Annotated in this window: 18 protein-coding genes; 8 read left to right on the plus strand and 10 right to left on the minus strand. The window is 59.5% G+C overall.

Annotated elements, in window-relative coordinates; all coding sequences use genetic code 11:
* Positions 1 to 31: 31 nt before the first annotated feature.
* Positions 32 to 1,882 (plus strand): ABC transporter ATP-binding protein, encoded by a 1,851-nt coding sequence (locus J1W56_RS18590; protein WP_223614779.1) that lies wholly within the window; start codon positions 32 to 34, stop codon positions 1,880 to 1,882.
* 5 nt (positions 1,883 to 1,887) lie between these two features.
* On the opposite strand, the gene J1W56_RS18595 is transcribed toward J1W56_RS18590, so the two are convergent.
* The 3 genes from J1W56_RS18595 to J1W56_RS18605 are packed head-to-tail and all read right to left on the minus strand — an operon-like array spanning position 1,888 to position 4,868.
* Positions 1,888 to 3,084: an ABC transporter substrate-binding protein gene (locus J1W56_RS18595; RefSeq protein ID WP_223614780.1), complete on the minus strand. Its 1,197-nt coding sequence runs from the start codon at positions 3,082 to 3,084 to the stop codon at positions 1,888 to 1,890.
* Between the two features lie 30 nt (positions 3,085 to 3,114).
* Positions 3,115 to 4,134 carry an N-acetylglucosamine-6-phosphate deacetylase gene (locus J1W56_RS18600; RefSeq protein ID WP_223614781.1) on the minus strand — a complete coding sequence of 340 codons (1,020 nt, stop codon included), beginning with the start codon at positions 4,132 to 4,134 and terminating at the stop codon, positions 3,115 to 3,117.
* Complete coding sequence (locus tag J1W56_RS18605; protein ID WP_223614782.1) at positions 4,131 to 4,868, minus strand: glucosamine-6-phosphate deaminase; 738 nt, start codon at positions 4,866 to 4,868, stop codon at positions 4,131 to 4,133. The genes J1W56_RS18600 and J1W56_RS18605 overlap by 4 nt, the downstream gene beginning before the upstream one ends.
* A gap of 124 nt (positions 4,869 to 4,992) precedes the next feature.
* On the opposite strand from J1W56_RS18605, the gene J1W56_RS18610 reads away from it, so the two are divergent.
* The 4 genes from J1W56_RS18610 (at position 4,993) to J1W56_RS18625 (ending at position 9,699) form a co-directional block, all read left to right on the plus strand.
* Entirely contained in the window at positions 4,993 to 6,171 is a 1,179-nt protein-coding gene (locus J1W56_RS18610) for an ROK family transcriptional regulator (protein WP_223614783.1), read from the plus strand.
* A 79-nt stretch (positions 6,172 to 6,250) separates the two neighbouring features.
* Positions 6,251 to 7,441 carry a glycine C-acetyltransferase gene (locus J1W56_RS18615; RefSeq protein WP_223614784.1) on the plus strand — a complete coding sequence of 397 codons (1,191 nt, stop codon included), beginning with the start codon at positions 6,251 to 6,253 and terminating at the stop codon, positions 7,439 to 7,441.
* Between the two features lie 10 nt (positions 7,442 to 7,451).
* Positions 7,452 to 8,489 carry an L-threonine 3-dehydrogenase gene (gene tdh, locus J1W56_RS18620; RefSeq protein WP_223614785.1) on the plus strand — a complete coding sequence of 346 codons (1,038 nt, stop codon included), beginning with the start codon at positions 7,452 to 7,454 and terminating at the stop codon, positions 8,487 to 8,489.
* Positions 8,490 to 8,592: 103 nt separating this feature from the next.
* Positions 8,593 to 9,699, plus strand: a complete 1,107-nt coding sequence (locus tag J1W56_RS18625) for a (5-formylfuran-3-yl)methyl phosphate synthase (protein ID WP_223614786.1) — start codon at positions 8,593 to 8,595, stop codon at positions 9,697 to 9,699.
* Between the two features lie 14 nt (positions 9,700 to 9,713).
* Here the strand turns inward: J1W56_RS18625 and fae are convergent, their stop codons facing one another.
* The 5 genes from fae to J1W56_RS18650 form a co-directional block, all read right to left on the minus strand.
* Positions 9,714 to 10,196, minus strand: coding sequence for a formaldehyde-activating enzyme (fae, locus tag J1W56_RS18630; RefSeq protein ID WP_223614787.1), 483 nt, complete (start codon positions 10,194 to 10,196; stop codon positions 9,714 to 9,716).
* Positions 10,197 to 10,268: 72 nt separating this feature from the next.
* Entirely contained in the window at positions 10,269 to 11,030 is a 762-nt protein-coding gene (locus J1W56_RS18635) for an FkbM family methyltransferase (RefSeq protein ID WP_223614788.1), read from the minus strand.
* A gap of 300 nt (positions 11,031 to 11,330) precedes the next feature.
* Positions 11,331 to 12,596: a glycosyltransferase family 4 protein gene (locus J1W56_RS18640; RefSeq protein WP_223614789.1), complete on the minus strand. Its 1,266-nt coding sequence runs from the start codon at positions 12,594 to 12,596 to the stop codon at positions 11,331 to 11,333.
* Positions 12,593 to 14,716, minus strand: coding sequence for a capsular polysaccharide biosynthesis protein (locus J1W56_RS18645; RefSeq protein WP_223614790.1), 2,124 nt, complete (start codon positions 14,714 to 14,716; stop codon positions 12,593 to 12,595). The genes J1W56_RS18640 and J1W56_RS18645 overlap by 4 nt, the downstream gene beginning before the upstream one ends.
* Complete coding sequence (locus tag J1W56_RS18650; RefSeq protein ID WP_223614791.1) at positions 14,713 to 15,960, minus strand: capsular polysaccharide export protein, LipB/KpsS family; 1,248 nt, start codon at positions 15,958 to 15,960, stop codon at positions 14,713 to 14,715. The genes J1W56_RS18645 and J1W56_RS18650 overlap by 4 nt, the downstream gene beginning before the upstream one ends.
* Positions 15,961 to 16,437: 477 nt before the next feature.
* Between J1W56_RS18650 and J1W56_RS18655 the strand changes: the two genes are divergently transcribed.
* Both J1W56_RS18655 and J1W56_RS18660 read left to right on the plus strand, forming a co-directional pair.
* Entirely contained in the window at positions 16,438 to 17,640 is a 1,203-nt protein-coding gene (locus tag J1W56_RS18655) for a Wzz/FepE/Etk N-terminal domain-containing protein (protein WP_223614792.1), read from the plus strand.
* On the plus strand, positions 17,637 to 18,383 hold the full coding sequence (locus J1W56_RS18660) for an ABC transporter ATP-binding protein (protein ID WP_223614793.1): 747 nt from the start codon (positions 17,637 to 17,639) through the stop codon (positions 18,381 to 18,383). Before J1W56_RS18655 ends, J1W56_RS18660 begins: the two co-directional genes overlap by 4 nt.
* A 17-nt stretch (positions 18,384 to 18,400) precedes the next feature.
* On the opposite strand, the gene J1W56_RS18665 is transcribed toward J1W56_RS18660, so the two are convergent.
* On the minus strand, positions 18,401 to 19,159 hold the full coding sequence (locus tag J1W56_RS18665) for a class I SAM-dependent methyltransferase (RefSeq protein WP_223614794.1): 759 nt from the start codon (positions 19,157 to 19,159) through the stop codon (positions 18,401 to 18,403).
* A gap of 53 nt (positions 19,160 to 19,212) precedes the next feature.
* Positions 19,213 to 20,022, minus strand: coding sequence for an ABC transporter permease (locus tag J1W56_RS18670; RefSeq protein WP_223614795.1), 810 nt, complete (start codon positions 20,020 to 20,022; stop codon positions 19,213 to 19,215).
* Between the two features lie 286 nt (positions 20,023 to 20,308).
* On the opposite strand from J1W56_RS18670, the gene J1W56_RS18675 reads away from it, so the two are divergent.
* Positions 20,309 to 21,358, plus strand: a complete 1,050-nt coding sequence (locus J1W56_RS18675; protein ID WP_223614796.1) for a capsule biosynthesis protein — start codon at positions 20,309 to 20,311, stop codon at positions 21,356 to 21,358.
* Positions 21,359 to 21,382 lie beyond the last annotated feature (24 nt).

A 21,382-nucleotide genomic window follows, 5' to 3' on the forward strand; every position in this document is an offset into this window, starting at 1 on the left:
CGCCATCTGCCAACGGAAAGGATTTGTACTCATGGACAATCGTCAGCCTTCCCATCCCGGCAAAAGGGGCAATGCCCCTGCGCCGGTCCTGTCGGTCGCCAATCTGACGACATCCTTCCAGTCCGACGGCAAGTGGCGGCCGGTTGTGCGCAATGTCTCGTTCGACGTGGCGCCGGGGGAGACGGTGGCCATCGTCGGCGAATCCGGTTCGGGCAAGAGCGTGACATCGCTGTCCATCATGCGGCTGTTGCAGAAGGACAAGAGCCGCATCGAAGGCCGCATCATGCTCGGCGGCAAGGACATTCTTGCGCTTCCCGAAAGCCAGATGCGGGCGGTGCGCGGCAATGATGTCGCCATGATCTTTCAGGAGCCGATGACCTCACTCAATCCGCTGTTCACCGTGGGCCAGCAGATCAGCGAAGCCCTGCTCTGCCATTCTTCCATGTCGCGGTCGGAAGCCAAGGCCGAAACGATCCGGCTTCTGGAGAAGGTGCGCATTCCCGCCGCGAAATCGCGCTTCGACGAATATCCGCACCGCTTCTCCGGCGGCATGCGCCAGCGCGTGATGATTGCCATGGCGCTGGCCAGCAAGCCGAAGCTGCTGATTGCGGATGAGCCGACGACGGCGCTTGACGTGACGATCCAGGGGCAGATTCTTGATCTGATCAAGCTGCTGCAGGAAGAGGAGGGCACGTCCGTCCTCTTCATCACCCACGATATGGGCGTGGTCGCCGAGATCGCTGACCGCACCGTTGTCATGTATAATGGCGAAGCGGTGGAAACCGGCAGGACCGAGGACATCTTTGCCCGCCCGCAGCATCCCTATACCCGCTCGCTTCTTTCCGCTGTTCCCATTCTCGGCTCGATGAAGGGACACAAGCGTCCGTTGCGGTTTCCGGTGGTGGACCGGGCAACCGGCACGTCGGATGTGCCTGTCGAGGCCGCCGACACCGTCAAATCGCAGGTAAAGCCACTGCTCGAGGTGAAGAACCTCACCACCCGCTTCAATATTCACTCGGGGATGTTTGGACAACTGGAAGGCCGCGTGCATGCGGTAGAGAATCTGTCCTTCACCCTGCAGCCGGGCGAGACGTTGTCGCTCGTCGGCGAGTCCGGTTGCGGCAAGTCGACGACCGGACGCTCGATCATGCGTCTGGTGCAGCCGCTAAGCGGCGAGGTGCTGCTCAACGGGGAAGATGTGCTGACCATGGAGCCGAAGCGGCTGCGCGATATGCGCCGCACCATGCAGATGATCTTTCAGGACCCGTTTGCCAGTCTCAACCCGCGCATCACCGTCGGCGCTGCGATTGCCGAACCCTATCTCGAACACAAGCTGGGAACGCGCGCGCAGGCAAAAGAGCGTGTTGCCGATCTCCTCGAGCGGGTTGGGCTGACCGCGGATATGGCAAGCCGTTATCCGCATGAATTTTCCGGCGGTCAAAGGCAGCGCGTGTGCATTGCCCGCGCACTGGCGCTCGATCCGAAACTGATCGTTGCCGATGAATCCGTCTCGGCGCTGGACGTGTCGATCAAGGCGCAGGTCATCAACCTGCTGCTCGATTTGCAGGCGAGCCTCAACCTCGCCTATCTCTTCATCTCGCACGATATCGCCGTGGTGGAACGGGTCAGCCATCGCATCGCGGTGATGTATCTCGGTGAAATCGTCGAGATCGGATCGCGCGAAGCCATTTTCGAGAACCCGCAGCATCCCTATACGCGCAAGCTCATTTCAGCCGTGCCCGTGCCCGATCCGTCGCGGCGTGGCATCAAGCGGCCGGTCTCCAATGACGAGATCAAGAGCCCGGTGCGCACGCCGGACTTCATCGTGCCTGTGCGGCAATACAATGAAGTCTCGGCGGGGCACCTGGTTCAGGTGCAGTAAAGCCCTTACTTCGCTTTCTTGGAACCGACCAGTTCGTCCCATTTGCGGAAGGCGATGACCATCTTGTCCGGCTTCAGCGGCAGTTCGATCGGGTTGTTGGCGATCAGCCCGGCATATTCCTCCCGCCCGAACTGCTTGATCACGTCCTGGCTGTGCTGCGGTGCCATGGACAGCGGCACGTTCTTCACCGCCGGACCCGGATAGAGATAGCCCTCGTCATAGGAATAGGCCTGCGCCTTGGGGGTGAGCAGGAAGGCCATCAGGTCGAGGACGACCGCCGCCTTGTCGTCGGCAATGCCCTTGGGCATGCACATGAAGAAGGCATCGGAAACCCAGTGGAACCCCTTGAGGGTGCCGATCTTTGCCGTTTCGGGCACGATGCCAAGGGCGCGCGGATTGATGTCCCAGCCGGTGGTGCTGATGATGATATCGCGCGATCCCTCGCCGAATTCCTTCATCGTCGCGCCGGTTCCAGCCGGATAATAATCGATGTATTGGCCGAGATCGGCGAGATAAGCCCAGGTCTTGTCCCAGCCATTGACCGGATCCTGCGGGTCCTTGTCGCCGAGAATATAGGGCAGTCCCATCATGAAGGTGCGGCCGGGACCGGAATTGGTCGGGCGGGCATACATGAAACGGCCCGGATTTTCCTTGGCATAGGCCAGAAGCTCTTCCGCGCTGGTCGGAACTTTCTTGACCCGCTCCGGATCGTATTCGATCAGCGGGCCCGAGGGGTAATAGTTGACGACGACACCGTAGCCGTCGCCCTGCGCCTTGTGCAGGGCGAGCGCGGCGGGTTCGTAGTTTTCCTCGATCCCCGGAAACTTGTCGGCGAAATCCGGCAGGATTTTCAGCCATGTCTCATTGGCAAGCCCGGCCGCCAATCCGTCGCTGCCGGTCAGAACGATATCGATATCGACGCGGCCCGCGCTCTGCTGCGCCTTGAGCTTGCCGGCGAGCTCCGTCACCGGCGCCTTGGTGAAGATGATCCGCGATGCCCGTTCCGGATAGGTCTTGGCATATTCCTCGAATGCGGGCTGGATCAGCGCCAGCGCACCGCCCACGTCCATCACGGTGATGACAACCGGTGCCGCGGGCAGGGCGGGTGTCTTGGCCCAGGCGGGCATCGCGCCCGCCATTGCCGATGCGGTCATGCCACCGAGCAGCACCCGGCGGTTGATTCGAAACTGGTCATTTCCCATTTGCATTCCCCTTTATTGTTCTTGGATGTTTCAGTTGCAGTGTCTGATCTCGTCGCCGATGCGGATGCTGCGGATGGCCATGCTGTCCGACCAGTCGATTTCCGCATGCGGCAGGGTGATGTTGCGGGCGCGCAGGGCCGGTGCGAGTGCAACAAGCAATCGCGTCGATGCCATTTCAACGGCCTGTTCGAAGGACGCGATGCCCCAACGGACAAGGTTGCGCACCCCGTCATCGAGACAAAGGGACGATCCGGCCAGCCCCGTCGTTCCGGGCAGGCGCACGGTACCGTCTGTGGTGCGCTCGATGCGCATGCCGGCGAAATCATAGGTGCCTGCGGGAACGGCTGCGGCGGCGACGGCGTCGGTCACCAGGGCGCAGCGTTCGAAACCCTTGGCCCGCATCAGCGATTTCAGCGCCTTGGGGGGAAGATGAATACCATCGGCAATGAAGGTCGCCAGCAGCCGGTCTTCGCCAAGCTGGGCAAAGAGCGGATTGTCGAGCTTGGGCATGATCTGCGGCAGACCGTTGCCGAGATGCGTCGACAGCGTAGCCCCGGCCAGCGCCGCGGCCTCGACCATGACGAAATCCGCAGCGGAATGGCCGATTGAAACCAGAATATCCCGTGCCGCCATGGCCCGGATGAAATCGAGGCCGCCGGATATCTCAGGCGCGACGGTCACGAGAAGAATCGGCCGCTTGATCGCGTCTTGCAGACGCGTGACCAGGGCGGGATCCGCCGATGTCATGGCCTGTGCGGGATGGCACCCGGAAAAGCCCTGCGCCGGATTGAGAAACGGCCCCTCCAGATGGTATCCCGGGCACATCAACGGGCCGAGACGACTGGCGTTGACGCAGCGGTCGAGCGCGGCGAAGCGTGCTTCCAGTTCGTCGGGATAGGCGGTGATGATCGTCGGCAGGCATGTGGTGACGCCCGTTGCCAGCATGGCCTCCAAGGCGCGGTCCAGCGCCTCCGGCGTCAGGCTGGCGGCGTTGAAATCCACCCCGGCAAACCCGTTGACCTGGATATCGACGAGGCCCGATGTGATCATGACAGTTTCGACGCCGAGTCCGGATCGAGCAGCAGGATTGTCTGGGGATGGGTCTGGACGATCGAGGCGGGATGACGTGGGTCGACCGGACCTTCCAGCGCATCCTTGACAGCCTGTGCCTTGCGTTCGTCCGGCACGGAAAGGATGATCAGGCGGCTTTTGAGGATTTGCCGGATGCTCATCGAGATGGCCTGCTCAGGCACGGCGTCCAGTGACGGGAACCAGCCTTCACCCATCTGCTGCTTGCGGCAGGCCTCGTCCAGCGTCACGACGATATAGGGCTCTTCCGTATCGAAATCGGCGGGCGGATCGTTGAAGGCCAGATGGCAGTTTTCGCCGATACCGGCAAAGCAGACATCGATATCGTGTTCGGCGATCACGGCGCTGAGTCGCTTTGCTTCGGCCTGCGGATTGCCCTCGGCATTGACCGGATGAAACGTTACATTGCCACCGAGCGGCGCAACAAACCGCTCCTGCAGATATTTGCGGAAGCTGGCGGGGTGGGTGATGTCCATGCCGACATATTCATCGAGATGGAACGCCGTAACCCGCGACCAGTCGATATCCTCCGCCGCAACGAGATTTTGCAGGAGTTCGAACTGGCTGGCGCCCGTGGCGACAATGATCGACGCCTTGCCCTTTTGCGCAATCGCCTGGCGGATCGCCGCCGCGCCAAGCGCAGCGCCGGTCGCACCAAGGACCTGCTTGTCAGATAAAATACGCGTATTGACCATGGGCTTTACCAACCTTCTTGCATATGCTTTTCACCGTGGCTGCCATTGTAAGCATAGCTGTCCATGGCACTGCAAGGTATTTTAGAATAATATTGTTCAAAAATAAGAACGAGGGCGTTCCCGCATGATTCTGACAGTTGACGAGACGCATTATGACGATGCCCACCAGCGTGACTGCGCCCGGGTCGTAGCGCTTGTCTCCGACGGCGGTCAGCATTCCCGCCCCGGCATTGCCGAAGCGCTCGACATGACCTCGACCACCACGTCAAAAGTGGTGGGGGACCTGATCGCCCGCGGCCTGCTGGTGGAAACGGCGGGCGAAAAAAGCGGGCGGGGCCGCCCCGCCATCCGGATCTGCCTCAACACGCAGCGTTTCGCCGCAACGGTCATTCACGTGTCGAGCCGTTCCCTGCGCGGCACACTGGTGGATTTCGGCGGCCGGACGCTGGAACGCCTCAGTCTCGATATGCGGGCCGACGCCGACTGCGGCCAGATGACGGCCGCCATGCAGGATCTGGTCACGCTTCTGGCGGACAAGTGTCCGGCGGGAATGCAGCACATCGGGACATCCGTGTCCGTGTCCGGCGTTGTCGATGTCGAAAGCCGCACCTGGCTGCTCACCTCGCGCTGGCCGAAGATCCGTGATTTTGACCTGGCGGCGGCGCTGGCGCCGGTCACCCCGGAGGTTCTGGTCTGCCGACACCTCGATGCCGAACTCAATGCCCGCATGCTGCAGGACCCGATTTACGGCACCGACAACACATTGCTCCTGCACTGGGGCTGGGGTATCGGCCTGGCCTATAGCGTGAATGGCGATCCGTTCATCCGTGCCGGCGGACCGTTCGGCGAAATCGGCCATTGGCGCTTCAACCTGCTGGAAGACCGCCCCTGCGGTTGCGGCAATCATGGCTGTCTTGAAACGGCGGCGTCGCTCTGGGCGCTGCTGCCCCGGATGCTCGAACAATGGCCGTCCCTGTCCGAGAACGAGGAAGTGCTGGCCGGGCAAATGGCCCGGCGGCCCCTGCTCGACATGGAAGATATGCGCACCGGGGTCGAGCTCATGGCGCGATCCCTCGCCAATGTCTGCCGCCTGCTTTTTCCCAAGCGGGTTATCGTGACAGGACCGTTCATCGCCAATGCGGATGTCTGGCAGGCGTTCGAACAGGCCTTTCAGGCGGAAGGCCTGATCGGAACGCTGGAACTGCCGGTCCTGATCGCGGACAAGTCAAGCGAGGAGTTCGCCATTCTCGGTGCCGTCCGGCCGCTGTTCAATCTGGGGCTTGAGACATTCATCCGATCGTGAGATGACACTGCCTGCGAATATCCGATTGCACCAACGCCACGGCCCCGCCGGAAGAACACAGCAGGACACCATACGGATCATGACCCAGCAATTCATCGATCACCTCACGAGCGAGCTGAAAGGCTTGAAGGAGTCCGGGCTTTACAAGTCCGAACGTGTCATCACCTCCAAGCAGGCCGGGCAAATCGAGGTCTCCGGCGGTGCCAGGGTCCTGAATTTCTGCGCCAACAATTATCTCGGTCTTGCCGACAATGCAGAGCTGGCGGAAGCCGGAAAAGCCGCACTCGACCGTTACGGCTATGGCATGGCTTCGGTCCGTTTCATCTGCGGCACGCAGGAAGAGCACAAGCAGCTTGAGTCGCGCATCTCCAGCTTCCTCGGGCTGGAAGACACGATCCTCTATTCCAGCTGCTTCGATGCCAATGGCGGCCTGTTCGAGACCCTTTTGGGCGAAGAGGATGCGATCATTTCCGATGCGCTGAACCATGCCTCGATCATTGACGGCGTGCGCCTGTCGAAGGCAAAGCGCTTCCGCTATGCCAACAACGATATGGCGGCGCTGGAAGAAGAACTGAAGAAAGCCGAAGGCAGCCGGTTCAAGCTGATCGCCACCGACGGCGTCTTTTCCATGGACGGCATTATCGCCAATCTCGGTGGCGTCTGCGATCTCGCCGAAAAATACGGCGCCATGGTCATGGTCGATGACAGCCATGCGGTCGGCTTTGTCGGCAGGCATGGCCGCGGTTCAGCCGAACATTGCGGTGTGGAAGGCCGGGTTGATATCATCACCGGCACGCTGGGCAAGGCGCTGGGCGGTGCATCGGGCGGCTACACCTCCGGGAAGGCCGAAGTCATCGACTGGCTGCGCCAGCGGTCGCGGCCATACCTCTTCTCCAACACGCTGGCGCCGGTGATCGCGGCAGCCTCGCTGAAGGTCTTCGACCTGATCGACCGGGGTGCCGACCTGCGGGCGCGCCTCAGCGCCAATGCCGCGCATTTCCGCAAGGATATGAGCAAGCTTGGCTTCACGCTTGCCGGTGCCGATCATCCGATCATCCCGGTCATGCTGGGCGACGCATCGCTGGCGCAGGAAATGGCGGCGCGCATGCTGGACAAGGGTGTCTATGTCATCGGTTTTGCCTTCCCGGTCGTGCCGAAAGGCCAGGCGCGCATCCGCACCCAAATGTCTGCTGCCCACACCACGGAAGATGTCGCCCGCGCTATAGACGTCTTTGCCGAAGTCGGGCGTGATCTCGGCATCATCAAATAGGAAAAACACCATGTCGAACATGATGAAGGCACTGGTAAAGGCCAAGGCGGAACCCGGCATCTGGATGGAACATGTTCCCGTGCCGGAGCCGGGTCCCAACGATGTGCTGATCCGCGTGAAGAAATCCGCGATCTGCGGCACCGACGTTCACATCTACAATTGGGATCAGTGGGCGCAGGCGACGATTCCCGTGCCGATGGTTGTCGGGCATGAGTTCTGCGGCGAGATTGCCGATATCGGCTCGGCGGTCACCAAATACAAGGTCGGACAGCGGGTTTCCGGCGAGGGGCATATTGTCTGCGGCACCTGCCGCAACTGCCGGGCGGGCAGGGGGCATCTCTGCCGCAACACGCTGGGCGTCGGTGTGCATCGTCCCGGCTCGTTCGGCGAATATGTGTGCATTCCGGAATACAATGTCGTGCCGATTCCCGACGATATTTCCGACGAGATCGCCGCGATTTTCGATCCGTTCGGCAATGCGGTTCACACCGCGCTGAGTTTCGATCTGGTGGGCGAGGACGTGCTGGTCACGGGCGCCGGGCCCATCGGCATCATGGGCGCGCTGGTTGCCAAGCGCTCGGGCGCCCGCAAGGTCGTCATCACCGACATCAACCCGTCCCGCCTGGCGCTTGCCAAGCAGCTGGGCATCGATCACGTGGTCGATGCGTCGAAGGAAAACCTTGCAGATGTCATGCGCCAGATCGGCATGACGGAAGGTTTTGACGTCGGCCTCGAAATGTCCGGCGCCGCGCCGGCCTTCCGCGACATGATCGACAAGATGAACAATGGCGGCAAGATTGCCATTCTCGGCATTGCGCCGACCGGCTTCGAGATCGACTGGAACAAGGTCATTTTCAAGATGCTCAACCTGAAGGGCATTTACGGTCGGGAAATGTTCGAGACCTGGTACAAGATGATTGCCTTCGTGCAAGGGGGGCTCGATCTGAGCCGGATCATCACCCATCGGCTGCCGATCGATGATTTCCAGGCGGGCTTCGACGCCATGCGCTCGGGAAGCTCGGGCAAGGTTGTTCTGAGCTGGCACTGAAATACGTGCCCTGTTTCGCAATGACGCCATTTCATGGCGTCATGATCGGCGCGGACATGCGCCGATACATGTAGTTCATGGTGCATCCGGAGGTTTTTTGCCCATGACCAAGATGCTTGCCATTGTCCGCAGTCCTGAAGAGGCGGACATCGTCCTTCAGTGCGGCGCCGACATCATCGATGTACCGGCATCTGATCTGCAAGCGCTGCAGCCCTATGCAAAAGCCGCGCGCGGCAAGGCCGTGCTGTCCGCAACACTGCCAGAGGCGGCGCTCGCATCCCATGCCGGGGAACTGGTGGCCGCAGGACTTGGGTTCATCGGCATTCCGGTCGAAACGTCCACGCCGCTTCACGCCCTCCCCGACTTGCCCGCTCCGGCAAAGTGGATGGCAGTCGTTCATGTGGATCTGATGAGCGCGTTGCCCGATGTGTCCAGCCTGTCGTCCCAGGGCTTTGCCGTGATCATGCTGGATACGAGCAACGGATCACGGCTTTTGAACCATGTGTCACTCGCCCGAATCGATGCCTATGTCCGGGAGTGCCACGCGCTTTCGATCCTGGTCGGCATCGCCGGTGCGCTTGAAACGCCAGATATTCCGCGTCTTCTCAGCTTTCAGCTGGATATTCTGGGTTTCAGGCAAGCATTTTTCGAGAATGCCCATGCGGGCACGATCAACGTTGAGGCGGCTTCGCAAATCCGCGAGCTCATTCCTGCGGAGCGGCCGGACAGTCTTGCGCCCGGTGTCGATTATCAATTGCTGGCGGCGCGCGGCTATTTCCCCGATCCGGCCGAAGAGGGGCTTGGGACAGACAAGATTTTCGTGCGTGATTTCGTCCTGCCCGTTCATATCGGCGCGTACAGTTTCGAGCACGGCATTGCCCAGAAGATGCGTTTCGACGTCACCGCCGATGTCCTGCGGGTAACCCGCAATCCCGAGGACATGCGCCACATCGTGTCCTATGACCTGATCATGGACGGTATTCGCGCCATCGTCGCGCGCGGCCATATCGAGCTGTCGGAAACACTGGCCGAGCGCATTGCTGCGTTCATCCTCGAAAATCCGCGTGTCACCCGCGTGGTGGTGCGGGCGGAAAAGCTGGAACTGGGGCCGGGGGGCGTGGGCGTCGAGATCGAGCGCAGGCGCGAGACACAGATCGCGCCGGTCCTGCCTGCCAACGCACCCGTATCGCATCGCAGGCGCGATCACTGATCATCGGGCGGCGGTTATGATTTCAGGCCAAGTATCTCCGCGGCCGTCGGCCGTCCGGTAACCGCGCGCTGAATGGCCTCTTTTGTCGCCTGATAGTTGTAGTCGTGTATCCTGCTGTCGTCGCGCGCCTGCCAGTGAATGAAAACACCGACGCAGATGAAGAGATTGTCGGCTTCCTCGAGCGGGATCACGCCTTCCGCCACGCAATCGCGCACCGCCTTGGCAATACCCGATTGCGCCGGCCCGAACAGCTGCATGGCCTGGCCGGATCCGCGGATCGTGACCTTGTTGTACATCACCGTATTGGGCTTGCAGGGCAGGTTCGGTTCGATGACGGCCAGAACCGAGGTAAAACCATCCTTGTTGTTGGTCAGCGCGTTGCAGAACGCGGTTTCCACTGCGCTGCCGCGCGGGCCGATCAACAGGTCGATATGGGCAACCTCATTGCCTTCGCCGACCAGGGATTCGCCCACCATGACTCTGTTGATGATCTGCATGCCGATTCCTCCATCTCGCGCAGCTATAGCCCAAGATGCGGAAGCGGGGAAAGAATTGTATTCTGCGGCCCGTCAGAGTGTCAGATCGAGCGCTTTCAGCCGTTGCGCGACGTCCTGTTTGCGGTCGGGGTGGACGGCCAGGATGTTTGCCACATGGCCGGCCGGAAAGGCCATGCTTGTGGCGTGAGCGGTCGTCAACGGCCTGAGTGCCCCGGGGAGGACCTCCCACATGTCGTAACCCCAATCGGCCAGGTGTTCGAAAATCTTGCCGGGCGTTGTCTTTGACAGATTGGCAAGGAGCTCGCGATTGATCTCGACGAGGATCGTTGGTTTTGAAGCGCGAATTGTGGCCGCCGCGCCGATGAGAAACAGCCCTTCGGCTCCCTCGATATCGACCTTGATGGAGTCGGGTTTCAGCTTCTTTGCCAGGGCATCGAGCGTTTCAACCTTGGTGCTGCGCTCGCATTGCGCGCCACCGGAGCCGGGGACGAGACTCGTCGCTCCGGCATTGATCGTGTATTCGGCGCTGTTCAGCTGCATGGTGCCCGACGCGTCGGCCAGCGCGAGCTTGTGCAGCTTTATGGTTTTTGCAAGCCTGTTTTCGGCAATCGATTTGTTGAACAGATCCCACAGATACGGCAGTGGTTCAAACGCGACGATCTTGCCGCGGAAGCCGGGTTTGGTGGCCAGCGACAATGAATAATATCCGACATTGGCGCCCACATCGACGAATATGCCGTCATCAGGCGTAATCGCCTTGATGATCTCGACGTCGAATTTCTTGTGCTGGCCACTGAAAATGCCGAAGCTCATGTAATACTGGCGAAGGTCCAAATATATCTTGAAGTTATTTTTTGTTTCATAGAGTACCTCCACGTTTTCGCGCACGAAGTTCTCGAAAACAACATCCGCATGCCTGTGGTGAAATTCCGGGGATGAGAGGAAGCGCCGCCGGTGCTCTTCAAGCGATATATCCGAGACATCCAGCAAATTCTCGGAAATTAGTTTTATCTCTTCAGCATTTGCTTCGCGTCCAAGAATAAATTTGTAGCAACTCATAATGTCATTGTAACTCGTCATGACGCCTTCACATTCATTCGAATTGAGCTGCTACGGAAATGGAAATTCGGCCTGCTAGCGTGCAGTCTGAACAGCACTTGCTAACAATTCATCCAATACTTGGAAATGCCCGTTCCAATCTTGTGGTGTGTGTCGTGATTTACTTCGGTATTCGCCGGCATGCGCTTCGATTGCCGCCCGCCAGCCAAGGCCATCACAGGGATCGAGCAGCGTTGCCTGGTCGCCGACAATTTCCTTATGGGACGGAATGTCCGATGCGATGACAGGCGTTCCCGTCGCCATGGCTTCGGCAACCGGCATGCCATATCCCTCGACGAAGGAGGGGGCGAGCAGGGCGGCGGCACCGGACATCAGATCGGCCAATGCGGCATCGCCCAGATCCGGCACTTCGAGCACCATGTTGCGCAGCTGGGGGCACCGGTCCAACGTGGCAAAGACCTGCGCGTTTTCCCAGCCGCGCTTGCCCGCGATCACCAGGCGCGGCGCGCTGTCGCCATCGCGCTCGACGAGCCAGCGCCACAATTGCAGGAGCAGGATGTGGTTCTTGCGCGGTTCAATGGTTCCGACAATGACGAAATAGGGGTTTTGGGTGCGGGGAATGCCCGCGCGGCGGACCTGGCGAAAGCTGTTCTCGATGCCCGGAGGCAGAATCGCCATGGGTGGTGCCACCCGTCCGCGTTCGTCGGCAAATGACCGCAGCGAACGCGCCGTTGTCTGGGAATTGCACAGGATAAGACCGGCATGCCGCAGCACAGTCTCCATCCGCTGCAGGTGGCGCTGGGGCTCCTTCCTGCGGACAAATTCGGGATGGGTGACGGGGATGAGGTCGTGGACGTAGAAAACGCCGCTGCGGCGCTTTCCATCAAGCCATGAAAAGGCGGCAGGCCTGTCGAGGTTCGTATGGGAGACGTGGACGAAAGGGGTGTTGCGCGCCATCGGCCCGGCCGGAAACAGGGTCCGCAAGGCCTTTCCGGCGACCAGACCCCATTGTTTCACCTTTGCCGGCTTTGATCCGGCCGGGGCCGGCCTGATATCACACCAGGATATCCGTCCATCGATGGCCGCATAGAGCTGTTCCAGCTCGGCAGACTGCTTGGGGCTCAGCGCCGTGCCGGACCAGCGCGCGCTCAGGTCGGTTATCAATCCCGCTGCACGGCCTTCATTGATCGCAATCGGTTTGTTCCGCCCCATTTCGACAAAAAGCGAACTGCGTGCCCTGGCCCAATGGGCGTATTGCAGTTCAAAGCGATCAATCCCGGTCGGCGTCGAGTAATGCGCGCGCCCGATCAGGCGGGAGATGTCCATGGCTATTGCGTTCATCGTGCCCACCCAATCCGGCGTAGTGACCGGCGCAACACGCCGGTCTTGTTGTGTCGCGTTGCGTGAATTTCATCGATAACGTCTTCCACCTCGCAGGGCAGGCCGGTGTTCCCGGAGAGATAGCGGGGATAGAGAATGAGAACGCCTGCCATGAGCGCATCGAGCGGCAGCGTGCGGCGCGGGCGAAGCGGCGTGACGGCGTCATGGGTCAGGCCCCAGCCCGCGTAAAACGGCAATCCGTAGCACCACACCGGCCGTTGCCGGATCAGGGCTTCGAAGCCCAGCTGCGACGTGGCGACATGCACCTCGTCACTCGCATCAAGCAGGGTGTCGAGCGCGGCATTGCCGACGACAAGGTCGGCCAGCTTGCCAAGTGCGGCGGCATCGGCAAGGCCTTGCCGCTTTCCCGCCAGCAGATCGGGATGTTCCTTGTACACCACGAAGGCATCCGGGCGGCGCGTGCGCACCATCTGCAGCAATTGGAGGTTCGAGATGCCGCCGGTGAGGCCAAGCCGCAGGGAGGCATCGTCCGGCACCTGTCCGGCAACGGTGACGATGCGGCGGCCGGCGGCGAGCGTGCGGTAGTCGGGCGATGTGGTGGCGTCGAGATTGTATTTGCTGATCCCGTATTGAATGATCCGCTGGCGCAGGCGGGCCGCCCGGGCGAGCAGCAGCGGGTCGAACGATGCCGTGCGCAGCAACCTCTCCAGACCGCTCTCGCGGGTGGCATCGTAGTAGAGCGCCTCCCGGTCGATACAAAGCGAGGAGGCGGGTGTCAGGTTGGCACCAAGCCCCGCAGACCGGATGAAACCATCTTCGATGCGCAGAACCGGCAACGGTGCGGGAAGGGCTTTCCCCTGGTGGGGTTCGTCGGCATTCTGACCCCAGCGCACGAGACAGTCCGCCTGTGCCAGCTGTTTTTTCGTCGGCACCTCACCGCAGAAACTGACGCTGGACCAGGGCCCCTGCAGCAGACGCCGGATTGTTTGCCGCTTATGGCGCGAGAAGCCGGCACAGAGGTAGTTGCCGCGCCGTTCCAGCGCGTGGTGCCGCCAGGCGACAAGCCGGTCGATGGCCTTTTCGGCCGTGGTTTGCCGCTTTGTCACGGGGTCGACATAGAGGGCGTACTGAAGCAATGTTGCCGCGACAAAAGCATCGAGACTCACCCGGTGCGTGCGGCGGTTCAAAGCGGCGCTGGCAACCGGGCTGTCGGCCCAGTCCCGTGTCAGACCCCAGCCGGCATAAAACGGAACGCCAAACGTCGTGACGGGGATTGACCGCAACAGCGCGTCGAAACCGAACTGGCTGGATACCGTCCACACTTCATCGACGACATCGAGCAAGGCGTGCGGCGATACGTTCTCGTCGATAAAGCGGATATTGGGCCTTCCCGCGAGATGGCCGAGATACCCCCTGGCATAACCGGCAACACTATCCGGATGGCTTTTGACCAGGACCGTTGCCCCGGGCACGGCGCAGGCTTTATTGGCCATATGCCGGAACGCGTGCTCATCGGCACCCGCTCCCCTCACCGAATGATCGCCGGCCACCTGATCAATGAGCAGGATCCGCCGGCCATGGGTTGCGGGCAGGGCGATCGGCCGGTCCGGGAAATGATTATACTTCGTCAGCCGGTGTTCAACGATCATGGCGCGCAGCGTGCGGGCGCGGGCGAGGTCCGGCCTGTCGGCACCCCACTGCAGCAATTCTTCCAGGCGCGATGGCCTGGCGGCATTGAAATAGATGCCGAGATCGTCCGCCACCATCGAAACCGGCGGCGCCCCTGCCTTGCCAAGGCCAACCGACCGGAGAAAGCCATCTTCCAGCGACCAATAGGGAATGCCGCGCATGGCGGCCAACCCCTTTCCCAGCCGGGCAAGCGGCTTTTCACCCCAGCCGACAACACCGTCGGCGCGGTTCCAGGCCATTTCCGCCGACCTTATCGCGGTGGCGCCGAGCGCTGGTCCAATGAGGGGAAACCGCAGCCTCGTCGGCAGAAATGCCAGCAGCTCGGCACCCTGCGGCGGCCGCCAATTCGCCTGCTCCGCCGCTCCAATGGCCGCCGCGCCGGCGTTTGCCGGGCCTGTTGCTTGCAGGGGGAGTGATCGGGCGAAACTCATGGCGTTCCGTTCGGAATGTCGGGCGACAGCGCGGGTATATTGACCGCAATCATCTTCAGGTCGCGCTGGATGCGTTGCACGACGCGTTTGCTTGTGGCTTCGGTCAGGTTGCGCAGGTAGAAACTGCCGTTGACGAGGCTTTCCTCGTGCATGCGCGCATTGAATGCCTTGACGGCGTCGCGGCGCGGCGGAACCGGCGATGTCCAGAAGCCATCCATTCCGGCCGTGTCACCCGGCTCGCCGCCATGTCGGCGGCCCCAAACCAGATCGCGTTTGTTGTAGATTGCTTCGCCGAGGGAAAGCACGGGTTTGCCATGGTTCAGGGCCAGCAGCCCCGAGGTGCTGTTGACCGTTATCAGCCCCAGGGAGTGCCGTATCAGCAAGCCGATGGAGCCATCATCGACGACATGGACCCGCTCCGCGCAGCCGGCGATCCGCGCCAGTTCCATGGCAAATGGCCGGTAGCTCTTGTGGCCGCGGTCCATCGGATGCACCTTGATCACCAGATGGTGCGCCGGGGCGGCATGCCGCCGGAATGAGCGGATGCTTTCGGTGATGAGCTTTTCCATTGTCCAGCCGCGGCCATGCCGCAGCAGCTGCTGGTCGTCGTGCACCTGCAATGCAATGACGAAATACTGGTTCTCCAGATTCTCGATCAGATTGAGCATCATCGCGTTGTTCGCGGGATAGTGGCGTATTTTCCGGCAGAAATTCCGCGTCCAGAGAACAGCTTCCGACAGAATGCCGCGGCTGCGATGATGGATGTTGCCGCGAAAGAACACGGCACCAGCCGTCTTTGCCAGGTAGTAGCGGATGGCAAACAGGGTCATGGCGCGGAAAAGGTTGCCCTTGACCGGTTCTATCGGGAGCGACGACGATGCAGGCCGCGCCGGCTGGGGCCTGCGAAGGGGCGACAGCGCATTGTTGCCATCCCATTCGCAGGTAATGAAATTGGGGCGGATATAGCCTTCCTCAAAACAGGAGACGGGCACGCCGGCGCGCAGCGCAACCATGATCGCCTGGCGGTGGTAGGGCCGGCTGTCGCCGAACAGGATGATTGCCTCCGGCCGCCTGCTGCGTATGAACGCGTCCAGCCAATCTGACCAGGCATCCATGGAGCCGCAGAAGTTGAGTGTGCCGGGACCATGCGAAAACAGCCAGTCGCCACCGTTGAAGTTGATCTTGAGGACATCAAAGCCCTGTGTTTCGAATGTGCCGGAGAGGATGCGAAAGAATGGGCCCACGGGGCCCTGAAGCAACAGGACAAGAGGCTTTTGCGAGGAGATGCAACGGTTTGCCCGTCCGCGGATCGGAAAAGGAACGATTGTGCCAGATTGCCCGGATTTCTCCTCCACAGGTCGTCAAGCCCCTTCGCAATCGGTTCTGACTTGACGTTATGTCAGCAGAACCCAAAACAAACGCAATTTCAGGTAGTTATTTCATTCGGATTTTTGCGGCGCTATACTAATTCCGCCAGAACAAGTATATTTACGACAATAAGATGTGTATTTGTCTTTTCATTGTTGTTGGTGAACATTTGTATTTTATCATATTTGATTATATCAATAGTTATATTCAGTTGTAATTGCAGAATATTTATTTTCATTATATCTTGGCGTTGTAGTGGATGGCATCAGGCCGCTGGCGGAGATGAATATGAGTTTGGCATTATCCGGCAAACATTCTGAACCCGATGCCGCGACAACCCGGCGCTTCTTGGCATGACGCGGCTCAGTCCCAACGACGAATTCATCGACTACCTGACGCTGGTTGATCTCAGCCAGTCCGAAGCTGAGAAAGCGCGCAAAGACCATTGGACGATACGCCTGATGGCGCTGTTGCGCCGGCATGTGCTGCTTATCCTGATGGTCATTCTCCCGACGACGCTTGCCACGGTGTATTACGGGGTCATTGCTTCGCCCCAATATGTATCGGAAACGCGCTTTGTGGTGCGCAGCCCAAACAGAAATGCAGCTGGCCTGCTCAGCGGATTTTTGCAGAGTACAGGCTTCGTTCGCGCCCAGGACGACAGTTATGTGGTGATGGAATATATTGAATCGCGCGCCGCCGTTGCCACGCTTGAAGCGAAAACCGAACTGCGCGCGATACTGTCCCGGCCCGACATCGACTTTCTGACGCGCTTTCCCCGCATCTGGGGCGATGCGACGGAAGAGGCGCTTTACAAGCACTATCTCAAAATCATGAAAGTCGGTACGGATTCGGGCGGCGGCATCACCACCCTTGAAGTGCGCGCGGCACGGCCTGAGGACGCGCAAAAGCTGACGGAAGTGCTGCTAGACGGTGCAGAAACGCTGATCAACCAGCTCAATGAGCGGGCGCGCCAGGACGCCATACGCTACGCCAAGCTCGAGGTTGCCGACAGCGAAAACCGGATGGCGGAGGTGCAGAAGTCGCTGACGGAATTCCGCAACAAGGTTGCAATGATCGACCCCGGCAAGCAGTCGGCGGTCATGCTCGACATGATTGCGAAGTTGTCGGACGAGGTGGCCAAGAACAAGGCCCAGTACACGGCGCTGATCCAGCAGGCGCCGCAAAGCCCGCGGATACAGTCGCTTCGCAGCAGCATCGATGCAATGGAGACGCAGATCAGCATGGAGCGGGCCCGGGTCGTTGGCGGGGATGCTTCCATGGCGCCATTGATTGCTCAATATGAGCAATTGCTCCTGCAGCGCGAACTTGGCATGCGGATGCTGGAATCGTCATCGACGTCGCTCGAGAATGCAAAGATCGAGGCGCAAAGGCAGCAGCTTTATCTCGAGCGGATCGTCAATCCCAACCGCCCTGACCATGCCTTGTATCCAAGGCGCCTGTGGTCGATCCTGCTGACCTTCGTGATGTGCTTTGCCGCATTCTGGATCGTCCGTTTCATGCTCAACCAGATCTACGAGCACGCAGAGACATGAGCAATTCGGACACACTGACGTTCACCCATCCCGGTGGTGCTCCGCCTGCATTCACCGCCAATATCCCGTCACCGGACGGATTGCCGAAGGACGGCACCATCGGCGTGTATAACCTGGTCAAGGAATATCCGGTCCACGGCGGAACCCGGCGCGTGCTTGACGATATCACTTTCGAAGTGCGCCCCGGGGAGAAGATCGCGATACTCGGCCACAATGGTGCGGGCAAATCCACGCTGGTCCGGTTGATCGCGGGCATTGAAAAGCCAACGGCCGGCCGGGTCGTACGTTCCATGTCGCTTTCGTGGCCCATCGCCTTGAGCGGTGGTTTTGGCGGATCGATGACCGGATATGACTGCATGCGGTTTCTGTCACGCATCTATGACAGGCCGCTCGATGAGATACGCGACAGTGTCGAGACCTTCAGCGATCTCGGCAAATATCTGCAGATGCCGATCAAAACCTACTCCTCCGGAATGCGCGCGCGCCTTTCGTTCGGTCTGTCCCTTGCGATCGATTTCGACTGCTACCTGATCGATGAAGTCATCGCGGTTGGCGACCAGCGCTTTCAGCGCCGGTCATTTGACGAGCTGTTTGTGAAGCGCAGGGATCGGGCGATGATCATCGTTGGCCATACCCTTGATATCATCGCCGACCAGTGCAAATCGGCGCTTGTCCTGAAAAGCGGAAGAGGCCGGGTCTTCGACGACGTCAAGTTCGCGTTCAGTATTTACGCTTCGTTGTAGATGGTGCAGGCGCTCGTTCAATCGCGCCTGGCGATGAAGTAATAGGCATGAATACCCGTTGCCGACTGATCGTGGAGAAGATGGACATTTGTCATCTGGTTCTTGTGGAAGAGAGCCAAAACCGTATTCGCATCGTAGTCATACATCTGTATGTCCGGATGGCTGTAATTATCCCGGTCAACGAAGACTGTCTCGTTCTTGTAGTAGTCGTTGCGAAAATACATGACCCGGTCATTGTAATACTCGGCCTTGTTCGCCGTCTTGAACAGCGGGATATGCAGTGAAGCAACCCCTCCGCTTTTCACACATTGCAACAGGTCGTTGATGATGAAATAGCCGCGACGCGGCTCAATATGCTGCAACACGATGTAGCTGTTCAACCAATCGACCTTGACACCTTCCTTGACGAGCGTTTCAGCACTTTCAACACATCGGACGTTATCAAGGCCATGACGGGCAACGTTCTGCAGGGTGATGGAGCGCATGGTCTCCGATATATCGATGCCGATGGCGTTCTTGGCCTGCTCGGCCAATGGAATGAGCAGCCTCCCGACGCCGCAGCCAAAATCGATGACGGATTCCGTTGGCGTCGTAAAACCGGGAATAAGACTTTTGATCTTTGCCCGAAGGTTCGCTACATCGGCGCGGCCCCTGGCAAAAAACGTCTGCAGATGTTTTTTTGTCAGTTTCTTTGATTTGAACTCGTCCTCGGTCAGCACCGCCCAATAGGCATTGTCTTGCGCCAGTTTTTCCCAATCTTCATTTGTATCGCGCATGGGATCCTCCGCTGTTGCTGGTCCGCGTGTTTGGTAAACGGCAGCCTCTGCACTCATTCAAACTTGACGTGACCTTTGACGCGTTCAATGAGGTAAAAGCCCACGGCATTTGTGAGCAGGCAAGCCGCAAAAATGTATGAGACATCATAAAAGGGCTTGATCGTATTGCCAAAAGTACCTGCCCGGAACATCTCGTAACAATGCACTGTCGGCACGTAAAGCGCCAGTTTCTGGGCTTCGTGGGGCAGCCAGGACACCATGAAGAACATGCCGGAGATAGGCAGCATCAGATACTGAAGCGGCGCGACCAGCTTTTCAACAACCTCAAATATTTCCGCCAGCGCTGCCAGAACGAGCCCAACGGAAAAGGCAAACCATGCCATGAACAGCCAGCCGGCCAGGACGAGGCCAAGATCGGCAAACGGTTCGATAAATCCTGCCAGATAGGCGCCGTGATAGACAACCAGCAGGGCGAAAGTGGTTCCGCCGATCTCCAGCAAAGCCCGGGACATCAGCGCATCGGCGAGGCCGATCTGCCGGTGGTACATCAAAGGCAGATTTTGACGGATGCAGCTCACCATGTAGGACGAAACGTGCCGCCACAGGGTCAGGGGCATATAACCGCTCAGAACGAAGGCAATGACTGTCAGCCCGTGCGCTTCATGACGCATCAGGGTCCACATCAACATGACGCCGCACGTCAGAATCATCGGTTCAAGTATCAGCCAGAGGAAGCCGATATTTTCGCGTCCATAGCGGGTTATCATCTCCCGCATGACCAATGCGCCCAAAACACGCCCTTGCGCGCGCAGGCCAGTAAAAAAGCGGGATCTCGTGTTGTATTGAGGCAAGACAGCTTTCATTGAATGTCTTCTTCAAGTTGTATCCACTGAACGTCAAATGAAACTTTATACGTTCTTTTCATCGGTGCAAGGGCGATCTAAATACTTCACAAGTCATATATTTTAGACATATACTCTTTTTGTTTCAGTCTGAATGAAATGAGGCGTGCAATATTCAATTTCGTTGCTGAAAAGGATTAAAATCATAAATAGTCTGGCGCATAATTCTTTTGTTCCGTCCTCAAGGGGAAGAAAATGGGGCGCATTTGCCAGGCTTTGGCAGATACGGCTGCCCTTGGTCGTCATCGTGCTTCCCGTTCTGTTGGTCAGCGTCTACTACGCATTTATCGCGGCGCCGATTTATGTTTCACAATCGTCTTTTGTCGTGCGTGTCTCGGCACCACCCTCGTCATCAAGTTTCGGCAACCTGCTGCAGAACAGCGGCATTACCCGATCCCAGGACGACACATTCTCCGCGCAGGAATACATCCGGTCGCGCGACGCCTTGCAGCGGATGAGTGACGACCTGCCCATCCGCACCTATTTCGATCGTCCGGAGGCGGATGTTTTTGCGCGCTTCCCGGCACCGTGGCAAACCGGCCTGTTCGAGGAGCTCTACCGGTATTTCTCGCAGCGGGTGCAGGTCATTCACAACGACACAACCGGCATCACCGTTCTCAGGACATCGGCGTTCCGGCCGGACGATGCCTATGAGATGAACCAGAAGCTGCTTGACCTCGGCAGCGAGCGGCTTCTGAAAATGAATGAGCGGGCGCGCGGCGATGCCATTCGCTTCGCCACCACCGAGGTGGGCAATGCCGAGCAGCGCATGATTGATGCGCAGAAGGCGATCACGCTTTTCCGCAACAGGGAATTGATGATCGATCCGGGGCAGAACTCCGTATCGCTGGTTGAACTGATGAGCCGGCTGAGCGCCGAGCTGGCCGCTTCGCGCGCCAGTCTTGCCGAGACGCGGGAAACCGCGCCGGATTCCAGTTCGATCCCTTTCATCACCAGCCGTATCAGCGCCTTGGAAGAGCAGCTGAAACTCGAGCAGCAAAAAGTTGCGGGAACGGACAGCTCCATCGCCCCCAGAATTGCGGATTATGAAGGGCTGATCCTGCAGCGGGAATTTTCCAACAAGGCACTCCTGTCCGCGCTCGATTCGCTGAAGACAGCAAGGGCCGATGCCAGGCGGCAGCAGCTTTATCTGGAGGTTGTCGTGCCTGCCAATCGTCCTGACAAGGCGGAACTGCCGACGGCCATACGGAACATCACGATTGTCCTGCTGGTGACGTCCATCGGCTACCTGCTCGCCTGGCTGCTGCTCACCGCAATCCGGGATCACAGCAACTAGGGTGTATTGGACTGAACCGCCTGC

It is taken from the genome of Phyllobacterium calauticae (assembly GCF_019991125.1).
Classification (GTDB): domain Bacteria; phylum Pseudomonadota; class Alphaproteobacteria; order Rhizobiales; family Rhizobiaceae; genus Phyllobacterium; species Phyllobacterium calauticae.